Origin of the sequence: Blastococcus sp. DSM 46786, assembly GCF_900109665.1 — a bacterium.
GTDB classification, from domain to species: Bacteria; Actinomycetota; Actinomycetes; order Mycobacteriales; family Geodermatophilaceae; genus Blastococcus; species Blastococcus carthaginiensis.
The window spans coordinates 1-13,549 of the sequence record NZ_FOAO01000037.1; the positions used below are offsets into that span (position 1 = coordinate 1).

At 72.7% G+C, this 13,549-nt stretch carries 10 protein-coding genes and 1 pseudogene; 2 read left to right on the forward strand and 9 right to left on the reverse strand.

The annotated features are described in order from the left end of the window. Positions 1-955 (reverse strand): Tar ligand binding domain-containing protein (locus tag BMW62_RS21745; protein WP_170852520.1); only part of this gene is annotated, 955 nt, incomplete at its 3' end. Between the two features lie 405 nt (positions 956-1,360). On the opposite strand from BMW62_RS21745, the gene BMW62_RS21750 reads away from it, so the two are divergent. After that, the gene (locus BMW62_RS21750; protein ID WP_091935721.1) at positions 1,361-3,151 is read left to right on the forward strand and encodes a bifunctional diguanylate cyclase/phosphodiesterase; all 1,791 of its coding nucleotides are present in this window, start codon (positions 1,361-1,363) and stop codon (positions 3,149-3,151) included. Between the two features lie 132 nt (positions 3,152-3,283). On the opposite strand, the gene BMW62_RS21755 is transcribed toward BMW62_RS21750, so the two are convergent. The 7 genes from BMW62_RS21755 to crcB form a co-directional block, all read right to left on the reverse strand. Beyond that, positions 3,284-4,897, reverse strand: a complete 1,614-nt coding sequence (locus BMW62_RS21755) for a methyl-accepting chemotaxis protein (RefSeq protein ID WP_091935724.1) — start codon at positions 4,895-4,897, stop codon at positions 3,284-3,286. 266 nt (positions 4,898-5,163) lie between these two features. Continuing rightward, positions 5,164-6,777 (reverse strand): methyl-accepting chemotaxis protein, encoded by a 1,614-nt coding sequence (locus BMW62_RS21760; protein WP_091935729.1) that lies wholly within the window; start codon positions 6,775-6,777, stop codon positions 5,164-5,166. Positions 6,778-7,035: 258 nt separating this feature from the next. Then, the gene (locus BMW62_RS21765) at positions 7,036-8,643 is read right to left on the reverse strand and encodes a methyl-accepting chemotaxis protein (protein ID WP_244524217.1); all 1,608 of its coding nucleotides are present in this window, start codon (positions 8,641-8,643) and stop codon (positions 7,036-7,038) included. A gap of 303 nt (positions 8,644-8,946) precedes the next feature. Next, positions 8,947-9,684, reverse strand: a complete 738-nt coding sequence (gene otsB, locus BMW62_RS21770) for a trehalose-phosphatase (protein ID WP_091935736.1) — start codon at positions 9,682-9,684, stop codon at positions 8,947-8,949. Next, positions 9,681-11,096: an alpha,alpha-trehalose-phosphate synthase (UDP-forming) gene (locus BMW62_RS21775; protein WP_091935739.1), complete on the reverse strand. Its 1,416-nt coding sequence runs from the start codon at positions 11,094-11,096 to the stop codon at positions 9,681-9,683. The genes otsB and BMW62_RS21775 overlap by 4 nt, the downstream gene beginning before the upstream one ends. 49 nt (positions 11,097-11,145) lie before the next feature. After that, positions 11,146-11,505, reverse strand: a complete 360-nt coding sequence (locus BMW62_RS21780) for a fluoride efflux transporter FluC (RefSeq protein WP_091935743.1) — start codon at positions 11,503-11,505, stop codon at positions 11,146-11,148. Then, a complete protein-coding gene (gene crcB, locus BMW62_RS21785) occupies positions 11,502-11,885 on the reverse strand; it encodes a fluoride efflux transporter CrcB (protein ID WP_091935748.1) in 384 nt (127 codons plus the stop codon). Before crcB ends, BMW62_RS21780 begins: the two co-directional genes overlap by 4 nt. A gap of 88 nt (positions 11,886-11,973) precedes the next feature. On the opposite strand from crcB, the gene BMW62_RS21790 reads away from it, so the two are divergent. Further along, complete coding sequence (locus tag BMW62_RS21790; protein WP_091935751.1) at positions 11,974-13,071, forward strand: CaiB/BaiF CoA transferase family protein; 1,098 nt, start codon at positions 11,974-11,976, stop codon at positions 13,069-13,071. A gap of 330 nt (positions 13,072-13,401) precedes the next feature. On the opposite strand, the pseudogene BMW62_RS22350 reads toward BMW62_RS21790, so the two are convergent. Then, positions 13,402-13,549 (reverse strand): annotated as a pseudogene (locus BMW62_RS22350) (IS701 family transposase); the annotation flags it as partial.

Below are 13,549 nucleotides of genomic sequence, written 5' to 3' on the forward strand. Positions count from 1 at the left end.
CACCCGACTGCGCCGCGGTCTCCTCCGCACCCGCCGAGATCTGCGCCGACGAAGCCGACAGCTCCTCGCTGCTGGCCGCCACCGCATCCGCCGAGGACACCACCGTCGCCATCACCGACCGCAGGTTCACCACGGCCTCGTCCAGCGCCTGACCCATGCGGCCCATCTCGTCCTTCGACTCGAGACCGCTGGTCCTGGTCAGGTCACCCTTCGCCAGCGCCTCGGTCACGTCCTGTACCCGGCGAGCGGCGCGGGCGACCCCGCCGGCCACGAACCAGCCCAGCGCCAGGGCGAGGGCGATGCCCGCGGCCATGACGACGAGCGTGAGGGTCCGGTTGGACTCGAAGGCGTCCCGCACCTCGGTGGCTGCCGCCTCCGCTTGCGCCATCTCCATGTCCCGGAGCTCCTGCAGGTCCCCGGCGAGTTCGTCGCCGATCGGCCCGGCCTCCTCCGCGTTGGTTGCCACCCAGCCCCGGACGTCGCCGGCGATCGCCAGCGGGGCGAGGACGCCCGTCTGGACGGCGAGGTACTCGTCGATGTCGGCCGTCATCTCCTCGACCATGGCCAGCTTCGCCGGCTGCGTGGTCCCGGCCGCGTATGCGTCGAGCGCCTCGTGGAAGTCGGCCACGTAGCCCTCGACCGCCGCGAGCTTGTCGAGGGTCTCCTCCGGCGTCGCGACGATGAGCGCGTCCCGGGCGGTGACGCGCATGTCGCTCAGCAGCTGGTCCATGGCCGCCGCCTGGACGGCGCCCTGGAGGTTGTCGGAGTACAGCCGGTCGGCGTCGTCGGCGGCGGCGCTCATCCCGGAGATGCCGAGGGCGCCGATGCCTCCGGCCACCGCCGCGGTGACCGACACCGCGGTGAGCACCTTGAACGTCACCGACCGGTCGCCCCAACGGGAGAGCAGCGACCGGGTGGGCTCCGCGGCGGTCGGAGTACGGGGAATGGCGGTCATGACGGTTCTCCGGAACAGAAGAGGGACGTGCGGGAGAAGAGCGGGCTCTCGTCGCAGCCGGATGGACGACGACGGTGCGGTCCTTTTCGCCATTCGGCGACGCGCGAAATGTAGGGCACCACCGAATCGAGGGCATCCCGCCATTCCGGCGTGTCGGGCGCGCTGCGGAAGATTGGTCGGTGACCGTTCCCGGAGATGTCGACATGACGCTGTTCCACATGATCGGGGGATCACCGTGCGCGGCGCGGGACGTCAGCTCGCGGCGCAGGGGACGGCGGCCGTTCACGAGACTTCGTGGGCGCGGCTCCCTCCCCCGGGGTGATCGTGCTCAACCTGTCCCCAGCAGAGGCCGATCCCGTTCCGGATGCGGGATGTTCCCGGGTCCCGACGACAGAGGAGAGCGCCGTGCGGCTGGAATCGTCACTGCCGCTGATGAGCTTCGAGGACGCGTGCACGGAGGTGGTCCGCTACCTCAAGGCGTCCGTTCCCCTCGGCTTCTGGTCGGTCAGCCGGCAGGAGGACGGGCGGCAGGTCTACGTCTCGGTCCAGGACGACGTGTACGGCCGGACGGTCGGCGACTCCCACGGCTGGTCCGACTCGTACTGCCAGTTCATGGTGACCGGTGAAGCCCCGCAGATCGCACCCGACGCGATGGCGGTCCCCCGGTTCGCGGCCGCCGGCGTCACGCGCGAGCTGCGGATCGGGGCCTACGTCGGCGTCCCGATCCGCGCGGGTGACGGCAGCCTCTTCGGCACCATCTGCGGGCTGGACCCGGAGATCCAACCCGCGAGCCTGCTGGACCACGCGCCCGTGCTCCGGCTGCTGGCCGATCTGCTCGGCCGGGTGCTGGAGGCCGAGGCGCTCCGGGCAGAGGCCGAGGAGCGGTCGGTCGAACTGCACCGGCTCGCCCTGCACGACCAGCTCACGGGCCTGCCCAACCGCGCGATGTTCCTCGACCGCCTGCAGCACGCGGTGGACCTGCACCTCCGGGATCACCGGCCGGTGGCGGTCCTGCTGTTCGACCTGGACGACTTCAAGGCGGTCAACGACCGCCTGGGCCACGCCGCGGGCGACGACCTGCTCGTGCGCGTGGGGGACCGCGTCCTCGGCGCCCTGCGTGCCGGTGACACCCTGGCTCGGCTCAGCGGGGACGAGTTCGCCGTCCTGCTCGAGGACGGCGGCGATCCGCTGGTCACCGGGCGGCGGATCCTCGCCAGCATGCACGAGCCCTTCGTGATCGCCCAGGGCGGCGCGCAGCTCACCGCCGCGGTGAGCATGGGGGTGGCGGACCTGGCCGCCCAGGACGAACCCGTCGCCGCTGAGACCCTGCTCAGCCACGCCGACATCGCCATGTACTCCGCGAAGGGGGCCGGCAAGCACCGCGTCGTGCGCTACGACCCGGTCATGACGTTGCCCGCAGCGCGGGACCTGGCGCTGCGCGACCCCCTCCGTCGAGCCGTCAGCACGGGCGGGATCGACGTCGTCTACCAGCCGATCATCGATCTGCGCAGCGGTGCGCCCGTCGCGTTCGAGGCGCTCGCACGGTGGCGGCACGACGGCGAGGACATCCCCCCGGACGTGTTCGTGCCGATGGCGGCCCGAGCCGATCTGCTGCCGGAGCTCACGGCCCACGTCCTGGAGGTCGCAGCCGCCCAGCTGGCCCGCTGGTCGGTGGAGGTCGGCCACCGTTCGCTGAGGGCGAGCGTCAACATCCCACCGGCGATGATCGCCGACCCGAGCTTCCCCGATGCCGTGGCCGGGGTCATCTCCCGGCACGCACTGGCCCCGGGACAGCTGGTCCTCGAGATCACGGAGGACTCGCTGCTGGCGGACCTACCCGTCGCCCGGGCGGTGGCTGCCCGCCTCCGGGGTCTCGGCGCCGGCCTGGCGCTGGACGACTTCGGCACCGGGTACTCCTCGCTGGTGCACCTGCGCCAGATCCCCCTGCAGTACCTGAAGATCGACCGCGGCTTCACGGGTGACCTGGACACCAACCCGGACACGGAGCGGTTCATGCGCGCGCTGCTGGCCCTGGGCGCCGATCTCGGGCTCCACGTGGTGGTCGAAGGCGTCGAGCGGCCCGAGCAGGCCGACGTGCTGCGGCAGCTCGGCTGCCGGTACGCCCAGGGGTTCCTCTTCGCCCGGCCGGGTCCCGCGCCGACAGGCCTGCCGACCGCTGACCTGCTGCGCATCTGAGCTCGAGCGGTCGCTCCCGGCCCCGGCCGCACCGTGGTGCCAGCCGTGCCCGATGCCGGATGGGTCCTGGAACGGAGCACGCCGGCGGTGGCCGCGGGCCACCACCGGCGTGCTCCGGAGGAACAGGTGGGGTCAGTAGCTGAACCGTCCGACGGTGGTGCGCAGGTCGGCGGCCATCCGGGACAGCTCGTCGACGGCGGTGCGGGTCTGGGTCAGCGCCTGGGTGGTGGAGTCCGCCGCACCGGACACGTTGGTGATGTTCGCGGCGATCTGACCGGTGCCGTCGGCGGCCTCCTGCACCGAGCGGGACATCTCGTTGGTGGTCGCCGTCTGCTCCTCCACCGCGGAGGCGATGGTGGTCTGCCGGTCGGAGATCTGCGCGACGATCGTGCTGATCTCCTCGATCGCCGAGACGGCGGCGGTGGTGTCGCCCTGGATGGCCAGGACGCGCTTGGCGATGTCCTCGGTCGCCTTCGCCGTCTCCTGCGCCAGCTCCTTGACCTCGTTGGCGACGACCGCGAAGCCCTTGCCCGCCTCGCCCGCCCGGGCGGCCTCGATCGTGGCGTTCAACGCCAGCAGGTTGGTCTGCTCGGCGATGCTGGTGATGACCTTGACTACGTTGCCGATCTCCGCGCTGGACTCCCCCAGCTTCGCCACCGTCGCCGTCGTGGTCTCCGCGGCGGTCACCGCACGAGCGGCCACCTCGGAGGCCTCGGCCGCGTTGCTGGCGATCTCCCGGATCGAGGCACCCATCTGCTCGGCGCCGGCCGCGACGGTCTGCACGTTGCGCGACACCTCGTCGGCCGCACCCGCCACGACACCGGACTGCGCCGAGGTCTCCTGCGCCGACGAGGAGATCTGCGCCGACGACGCCGAGAGCTCCTCCGAGCTGGCCGCCACCGCATCGGCGGAGTCGACGACCGAGGAGAGCACCGCGCGCAGATCGGCCACGGCGGTGTCCAGGGCGGCGGCGGTCTGCCCGACCTCGTCGCGCTGGTCGAGCCCGGTCGTCGTCGTCAGGTCGCCGCCGGCCAGCCGCACCGCGGTGTCCCGCACCCGGCCGAGCGCGCGGCTGATGGAGCGGGCGGTCCAGTAGCCGCCGGCGAGGGCCGCCAGCAGGCCGGCGACGAGGACGGCGAGCAGGGTGCTGCGGGTGGTCTGGTAGGCGTCGTCGGCGTCGGCCGCGAGGCTCGCCGCCTGGGTCTTCTTGCTCTCGGTGAGCTCGTCGAGGTTCCCGACGATCTCGGTCATCAGCGGGGACACCTGGCCGTCGCGCAGCTGGTACCAGGCCGTCATGTCGCCGGCGAGCTTGAGCTGGTCGAGCTGGTCGTTGAGGTCGAAGTACGTCTCGAGCCCCGCGATGGACTCCTCGACGGTCGTCCGCTGCGCCGACGTGGGAGCGGTGTCGGCCAGGAAGGTCTCGCCCGCCGTGACGAGGGCCTCGTGGGCGTCGGCCCGGCCCACGGTGTACTTCTCCACCATCGCCGGGTCGGTGGCCATCGCGCGGTTCATGCCCATGAACCGGATGGTCATGAGCTGCACGCGCATCTCCTGCGCCAGGTCGACGCCGCGGACGTCGGAGGCGTACATCTCCTGCGTCTGGTCCGCCGTGCTGCCCAGCGACTGCAGCCCCAGCGTGCCGACCGCTGCGGCGGCCAGACCGGCGACGGCGACGGCGCCGACGATCTTCGTCGTCACCCCGATGTCGGCGATACGCCGGCGGCGACGAATGGGTGTGGTGCTCATAGGTGGCTCCTGGCTCGGATGCGGGAGCGCGGAATTCGACCGCGCATGGGTCGAGGATCTGCTCCCGGCACCGTTCGAGGAATGACCGCGAGGTGTGTCGCGGTGCATTTCGAAGAATGCACGGCCACCTGTTCGCCACCGTGGCCTTGTCGACAATTCGCCGGCCATTGGCCGCGTCGGGGGCCATCGTCACGGACGGGAGCCCACGGTCGGACATGACCGCGGGCTCCCGCCGCACCATTCACCGCAGACCTGGTGTGGGGACGTCAGTAGCTGAAGCGACCCACCGTGGTGCGCAGGTCGGCGGCCATCCGGGACAGCTCGTCGACCGCGCTGCGGGTCTGGGTCAGCGCCTGGGTCGTCGTGCCGGCCGCCGTGGAGACGCTGGTGATGTTCTCCGCGATCTGCGTCGTGCCACCCGCGGCCTCCTGCACCGACCGCGACATCTCGTTCGTCGTCGCCGTCTGCTCCTCCACCGCGCTGGCGATGGTGGTCTGCCGGTCGGAGATCTGCGCGACGATCTGGGAGATCTCCCCGATCGCGGCCACCGCCGCCGTCGTGTCACCCTGGATCGCCAGCACGCGCTTGGCGATGTCCTCGGTCGCCTTCGCCGTCTCCTGCGCCAACTCCTTCACCTCGTTGGCCACCACCGCGAAGCCCTTGCCCGCCTCACCGGCCCGCGCGGCCTCGATCGTGGCGTTCAACGCCAGCAGGTTCGTCTGCTCCGCGATGCTCGTGATGACCTTCACCACGTTGCCGATCTCCGCGCTCGACTCCCCCAGCTTCGCCACCGTCGCCGTCGTCGTCTCCGCCGCCGTCACCGCACGCGCCGCCACCTCCGAGGCCTCGGCCGCGTTCTGCGAGATCTCCCGGATCGAGGCACCCATCTGCTCCGCACCCGCCGCGACCGTCGCGACGCTGCGCGAGACCTCGTCGGCCGCCGAGGACACCACCCCCGACTGCGCGCTGGTCTCCTCCGCCGACGACGCGATCTGCGCCGAGGAGGCGCTCAGCTCCTCCGCCGACGCCGCCACGGCACCGGCCGAACCCACGATCTGGGCCACGGTGTCGGCCATGCCGCCCGCCGCGGTGTTCAGCGCCTCGGCCATCTGGCCCACCTCGTCCCGCCCGCGGACGGGCAGGCGGACGGTGAGGTCGTTGTCCGCCAGCCGCTGCAGCGCACCCTGCACCTCGCGGATGCCGCGGACGATGCCGCGGGAGACCAGGAAGGCAAGGCCGGCGCCCAGCAGCGCCGCGGCGAGCGCGACGAGCACCGACACGAGCCGGGTCTCGCTGCGGGCGTCGGCGACCGCCGCCTCCGTGGCGGCGACGCGGGCGTCGACCGACTCCACGAGCTCGACCACGGCCTGGTCCAGGACGTAGAAGACGTCCCACTTCTCACCGGTGGAGAGCGCGTCGCCCTCGTCGAGCCGGCCCTGCGCCCAGAGCTGGAAGATCTCCTCGTTGTAGTCGCTCATGACGGTCCAGTTCTGCTGGATGACGTCGAGGCTCTCCCGCGCACCGGCGTCGAGCAGGCTGCGGTCGATGTCGAACAGCGCCTCGAAGCCGGCGGCGCCGTCGCGGTAGGCGGCCACGTTGTCCCCGTCGGGCGCGGCAGCGGTGGCCCCGCCCTCGACACGGGCCTTCCAGGCGGTGATGTTCTGCCAGTTCGCAGCCCAGAGCAGGTCGTAGCGGGCCGCCTCCACGGCGCGCTGGGCGGCGACGGCGTCCCGGGCCTCGGCGTGCAGTTCGGCGATGCGCTGGGTGCCGTTGATGCCGGTGACCGTGGCGGCCAGGATTCCCATGAGGAGGGCGGCGCTCACCGCGAAGATGCGTGTTCCGATCCCGCGATCGCGATACCAGAGCCGTGGTGCGGACATGCGGTGTTCCCCGTTCTCGAGCGGGTGGGCCGATGGTCCGGCCCGTGCTTTCCGGAATGGTGCTCGTACACGGGGATCGTGTCCTGCTGCGGATATTCCTCAGCGCTGAGGAAGTACGTGTCGCTTACATCGGTCAAGATTGGCTGGTCACCATTCTCCGGTCGGCCGACATGTCGACCGGCGCATGCGTGGAAAAGGCGGGGGCGCCCGACCGGGATGGTCGGGCGCCCCCGCCTCCGGGTGCGCGTGCGGTGTGCGTCAGTAGGTGAAGCGCCCCACCGTCGTGCGCAGGTCGGCCGCCATCTGCGACAGCTCGTCCACCGCGATCCGGGTCTGGGTCAGCGCCTGCGTCGTGGAGTCCGCGGCGGTCGAGACGCCCGTGATGTTCGCGGCGATCTCCCCGGTGCCGCCGGCGGCCTCCTGCACCGACCGGCTCATCTCGCTGGTGGTCGCCGTCTGCTCCTCCACCGCGCTGGCGATGGTGGTCTGCCGGTCGGAGATCTGTGCGACGATCGAGCTGATCTCCTCGATCGCCGAGACGGCGGCGGTGGTGTCGCCCTGGATGGCCAGCACGCGCTTGGCGATGTCCTCGGTGGCCTTCGCCGTCTCCTGCGCCAGCTCCTTGACCTCGTTGGCCACCACCGCGAAGCCCTTCCCGGCCTCACCGGCGCGCGCGGCCTCGATCGTGGCGTTCAACGCCAGCAGATTGGTCTGCTCCGCGATGCTGGTGATCACCTTGACGACGTTGCCGATCTCCGCGCTGGACTCCCCCAACTTCGCCACCGTCGCCGTCGTCGTCTCCGCCGCCGTCACCGCACGGGCCGCCACCTCCGAGGCCTCGGCGGCGTTCTGCGAGATCTCCCGGATCGAGGCACCCATCTGCTCCGCACCCGCCGCCACGGTCTCCACGCTGCGCGACACCTCCTCCGCCGCGCTCGCCACGACACCGGACTGCGTGGAGGTCTCCTCCGCCGATGCCGAGATCTGCGCCGAGCTGGCCGACAGCTCCTCCGAGGAGGCGGCGACCGCGGTGGCCGAGTCGGCGACGTTGCTCAGGACCTCGCGCAGGCTGGCCTGCGCCGCATCCAACGACGCCGCCATCTGGCCGACCTCGTCCCGCGAGGTGACGCCCGTGGCGACGGTCAGGTCGCCCTGCGCCAGCGCCTCGAGCGACTCCTTGACCCGCTGGACCGGCCGGGTGACCGAGCGCAGCGTGAGCACGCTGATCGCGATGATCACCACGATGCCCAGGCCCGCCGCGACCTCCGCCGTGACCGCCGCCTGGGCCAGGGCGTCGTCCAGGCGCGCCTGTGCGGCGTCGCTCTCCGCGGCCAGCACGTCCTTGGCCTCGCTGACGGCCCCGTCGGACAGGTCGTTCGCCGCCTGGATCTCCTCCCAGCGCCCACGCATCGCCGCCGGGTCGGCGACCGCGAGGTCGACCCAGGCGGAGATCGCGTCGGTGTAGGCGCCGAAGCTGTCGGCCAGACCGGCCACCGAGTCGGCAGCCGGGCCGGTGAGCGGGATGGTGTCCAGCTCGGCGAGCATGCCCTGCGGGGTGGCGATGTCGTCGGCGAGCTCGGCCAGCTGCGCCTCGGGGTCCTCCCGGACCAGCGTCTTGAAGCCGTCCACCTTGAGCTCGCTGGCCCGGGTGTCGAGCTGCAGCACCAGCTCCTGCGCCTCGTTCAGGTCCGCCAGTTCGGTGTTCGCGTCGCGCACCGAGGCGTTGCCGACCAGCACCGCGGAGAGCAGGCCGGCGAAGGCGGTGACGACGACGGCGATCAGGATGCCGAACTTGACGCCGAGGCGGCGGTCGGCGAACCATCCGGCACGCCGCCGGTCGACGGGGGAGGGGGAGGGTGCGTGCACGGTGGACCGTCCTGGGAAAGAGAAAGACGCCGGTGTGGCGGCTCGCTCATTGTTGTGACTCCATCCGGCGGCCGAACCCATTGCACACCCGCATTCCGGAATCGTGACGCGACCATTCGGTCAGCATCTCCGGGCGCGCGACGAATCGACACCGCCGAGACGGCGAGGCGACGATGCGCCGGCGCATGTGTGCACTTTCTGCTCGAGCAGAGCGGCCATGTCGACACCGAAGCGGCCGGTGACCGCCGCACGGCGATCCGGTCGGTCCCGGGTGCGGCCCGACACGCCGGCCGCGGCAAGGGCTCAGCCCAGCTGGTCGGCGAGCGCCCCGAGGAAGCCGACGACGGCCTCCGGCCCCGGCACGCGGTGGCGGGCCACCGTCTCGCCCTCGCCCACCTTCACGGTCAGGTCGTCGGGTCCGAGCACCCGGAAGGCGTCCTCGTCGGTGACGTCGTCCCCCAGGTAGAGCGCGGCGGCGACGTCCAGTTCCCCGACGAGCCGCTGCACCGCCGCGCCCTTGTGCGCGTCGGTGACCGCCACCTCGAGGACGTCCTTGCCCGGCTTCAGCGTCAGTGACGGATCCACCGCCTCGCGAGCCTGCTCCAGGAGCCCGGCGGCGAGCACCCGGTCGGCGACCTGCCGCACGTGGACGGCGACGCTCGCCGGCTTCACCTCCAGCCGGGCGCCGGGTGTGCCCTCGACGAGCGGCCGCAGCACGCCGGCGAGCTCGTCCCGCCGGCCCGCGTCGGCTCCGGCGAGCGGACCGTCGAACTCCGCCCCGTGGCTGCCGATCCAGCGGAAGGCACCCTGCAGCCCGCTGGTGCGGCGCAGGTCGTCCAGCCCGCGGCCGCTGATCAGGGCGACCGTGACGCCGTCGGCCGCGGCCAGCCGCGACAGCACCTCGGCGACCCCCGGCTGGGGGACGGCGGCCGACGGGTCGTCGCGGAGCGGCGCCAGGACGCCGTCGTAGTCGGTGGCCACCAGGAGGGGCCGGCGGGCGGCGAACGCCGTCAGCGCCTCGTCGAGGCCGGGGGAGGTCACGCCTGCCCCCGCAGCGCCTCGAAGAACGAGCTCGCCCAGTGGTCGAGGTCGTTGCGGAACAGGTGCCGGCGCATGCTGCGCATCCGCTTGGCCGCCTCGCCCGGCTCGATGCGCAGGGCCCGCACCAGCTGGTTCTTGACGCTGGCGATGTCGTGCGGGTTGACCAGGAAGGCCTGCCGCAGCTCGGCCGCGGCGCCGGCGAACTCCGACAGCACCAGGGCGCCACCGAGGTCCCCGCGCGCGGCGACGTACTCCTTCGCCACCAGGTTCATGCCGTCGCGGTACGGCGTCACGAGCATGACGTCGGCGGCGCGGTACAGCGCGGCGAGCTCCTCGCGCGGCATCGACTGGTTGAAGTAGTGGACGGCGGGCCCGGCGATGGAGCCGTAGACGCCGTTGATGTGGCCGACCTGCTGCTCGATCGTCTCGCGCATGTGCACGTAGTGCTCGACGCGCTCCCGGCTGGGCGTCGCCACCTGCACCAGCACGGTGTCCGGCGCCTCGAGGGCGCCGTCCTCGAGCAGTTCCTGGAACGCGTTGAGCCGGACGCTGATGCCCTTGGTGTAGTCGAGCCGGTCGACGCCGAGGATGATCTTGGCCGGGTTGCCCAGCTCGGCGCGGATCTCCCGGGCCCGGGCGAGCACCTCGGGGGAGGAGGCGAGCTCGTCGAAGGCCCGCACGTCGATGGAGATCGGGAAGGCCTTGGCCACCACCGTGCGGCCGTCGTACTCGATCTGGTCGCGCCTGCAGTGCAGGTCGTGCAGCCGCCGGGAGAGCTGGACGAAGTTCACCGCCGCGGACGGCCGCTGGAAGCCCACGAGATCCGCGCCGAGCAGCCCCTCCACGATCGCCGACCGCCACGGGAGCTGGGTGAACAGCTCGTACGGCGGGAACGGGATGTGCAGGAAGAAGCCGATCGTCAGGTCCGGGCGGTGCTGGCGCAGCATGGCCGGCACCAGCTGCAGCTGGTAGTCGTGCACCCAGACGATGGCGCCCTCGGCGGCCACGCCCGCGGCGCGCTCGGCGAACCGCTTGTTGACCTGCACGTAGGCGTCCCACCAGGTCCGGTGGTACTCCGGCTTCTCCACGACGTCGTGGTACAGCGGCCACAACGAGGCGTTCGACATGCCCTCGTAGTAGCGGTCGACCTCCTCCTCGCTGAGCTCGACCGGGATCAGCGACATGCCCCCGGACTCGAACGGCTCGGCCGCGTCACCGGCGGAGCCGGACCAGCCCACCCAGGCCCCGCCCCGCCCGGCGACGAAGGGCTCCAACGCGGTGACCAGCCCGCCCGGGCTGCGCTGCCACCGGGTGCTGCCGTCGGGATCGGTGACCTGGTCGACCGGCAACCGATTGGCGACGACGACGACGGGGCTGTCCGCCCCGATCCTCTGCTCCGCGTTGTCGGCCATACCGCCCCAGACCCTATCCAGCCAGGGATCACCGCGCTGGACGGGGCCGTCAGATGGTCCGGCCGAGCACGAACCCGGCCGCCGCGGCGGCCAGGCCCAGGAGCACGGTGGCGACGACGTACGCCGCCGCGCGGCCGGGTCGGCGCCTCTCGGCCAGCCGGACGACCTCGGTGCCGAAGGTGGAGAACGTGGTCACGGTGCCGCAGAGGCCGACGCCCACCAGCGCCGTCACCCAGGGAGGGACGGCGGCGGCGCCCAAGAGCAGACCCAGCAGGGCGCTGCCGACCACGTTGACCGACAGCGTGCCCAGGACGCTGCCCGGGCCCCGCCGGTTCACCGCGATCCGCTCGGCCAGCAGGCGCAGCGGCGCGCCCACCAGGGCCCCGGCGACCACCAGCCACGGCGTCACCGGGGCGCTCCGGCGAGGGCACGACCGGCCAGCGTCCCCACGGCGGCGGCCGCGACGCCTCCCAGCACCGAGACCAGGACGTAGACGACGGCGGTGCCCGCGGCTCCCGCGTCGGCCAGCCGCACCACCTCCACCGCGAAGGTCGAGTACGTGGTGAAGCCGCCGAGCACCCCCACGCCCAGGAACGGGCGGGCCCAGGGCGACCCCGGTGCGCGGGCCACCAGCACCGACGTCAGCACGCCGAGGAGCAGGCAGCCGGTCAGGTTCACGCCGAGCGTCGCCCAGGGCAGCCCGGCGGGGGAGTGCGGGAAGGCCTCGGCCAGGCCCCAGCGCGCGAGCGCGCCCAGCGCCCCGCCGAGCGCGGCCAGCAGGTAGGCCATGTGACCTGGCTCTCCTCCGGGATCGGACGTCGGGCAGCATGCCCCCGGGAGGGTCGCACGCGGGCGACCCGGAGCAGGGGAGGCCGCCGTGGGACCGCTGGAGGGCCTGCGGGTCGTCGAGTTCGCCGGGCTGGGGCCGGGCCCGTTCTGCGGGATGCTGCTGGCCGACCTCGGGGCCGACGTCGTCCGCATCGACCGCAGGGGTGCCCGCGGTGGGCTGCTGGGCTCGCTGGGCGCGACCTCCCTGCTCGACCGCGGCAAGCGCTCGATCGCCCTCGACCTCAAGGACCCGGCCGACCTGGAGGTGGTGCGCGCCCTCGTCCGCCGGGCCGACGTGCTGCTGGAGGGCTTCCGGCCGGGCGTGATGGAGCGGCTGGGGCTCGGGCCGGAGGAGCTGCTGGGGGAGAACCCGGCGCTGGTCTACGGCCGGATGACCGGCTGGGGGCAGACCGGCCCGCTCGCGCACAGCGCCGGCCACGACATCGGGTACATCGCGCTGACCGGCGCGCTGGGCGCCAGCGGCCGGCCGGACGAGGTGCCGGCCCCGCCGATGAACCTGCTCGGCGACTTCGGGGGCGGGGGGGTGTTCCTGGCCCTCGGTGCCCTGGCGGCGCTGATCCGCGCCCGGGCGACGGGGGAGGGGCAGGTGGTGGACGCGGCGATCGTCGACGGCACCGCCGTCCTGACGACGATGATCCACGGGATGCTGGACGCCGGCGTGTGGACCGACCGCCGCGGCCGCAACCTCCTGGACACCGGGGCGCCGTTCTACGACGTCTACCGCTGCGCCGACGGGCAGTTCCTCGCCGTCGGCGCGCTCGAGGAGCAGTTCTACGCCGCACTGCTCGAGGGGCTCGGGCTGACCGGGGACGAGACGCTGCCGCGGCGGGAGGACCCCCGCCAGTGGCCGGCGCTGCGGGAGCGGTTCACCGCCGTCTTCGCCTCCCGCACCCGGGCGGAGTGGTGGCAGGTCTTCGAGGGCACCGATGCCTGCGTCGCACCGGTCTGGTCGCTGGCGGAGGCCACGGAGGACCGGCACAACGTGGCGCGGGGCGTGTTCGTCGAGGTCGACGGCGTCCGGCAGCCCGACGTCGCCCCGCGGTTCTCGCGCACGCCCGGCGCGGTCGGCCGCGTGCCCCGGGCGGGGGAGCACAGCGAGGAGATCCGCGCCGAGCTCGGCCTCTGAACGCCGTCCTCGACCTCTGAACGCCGTCCTCGGCCTCTGAACGCCGTCCTCGGCCTCTGAGCGCGGTCCTCCCTCACGCCGCGGTGTCCTCCCTCACCGCAGACCGTGAGGGGGGACACGCCATGATCAAGTTCCCTGGTCGTGGCCGGGGGCCCTAGTACTACAGCCGCACTTCAGTGGCAGCGCCGCGGGTGATGTAGTGGCAGCGGCGGGCCCGGGCTTGGTGTCTGCGGCGCCAGTGTGACCAGTGGAGGATCCGTTGTGGATCGTGCTCCGGGGGCCAGACCAGGCAGGTGATCAGGTGCCGGATCTCGGGCAGTGACAGCTCGCTCAGCTCGCCGCGCAGGTCCGGGGCCCCCCTTTTTCGCCGCTGGTGGCGGCGCGGGTGACGGTGAGGAAGGCGTGCGCCCAACAGGCGAGGGTGATGTGTCGGTACCAGGCGTCGTAGCGGCGGACCTGGTACTGGTCCAGGCCGACC

Excerpts from the sequence above, each read along its gene's own strand:
- BMW62_RS21755 (WP_091935724.1), bottom strand. The coding sequence starts at position 4,897 with ATGAGCACCACACCCATTCGTCGCCGCCGGCGTATCGCCGACATCGGG.
- BMW62_RS21760 (WP_091935729.1), bottom strand. The coding sequence starts at position 6,777 with ATGTCCGCACCACGGCTCTGGTATCGCGATCGCGGGATCGGAACACGC.
- BMW62_RS21775 (WP_091935739.1), bottom strand. The coding sequence starts at position 11,096 with ATGGCCGACAACGCGGAGCAGAGGATCGGGGCGGACAGCCCCGTCGTC.
- crcB (WP_091935748.1), bottom strand. The coding sequence starts at position 11,885 with ATGGCCTACCTGCTGGCCGCGCTCGGCGGGGCGCTGGGCGCGCTCGCG.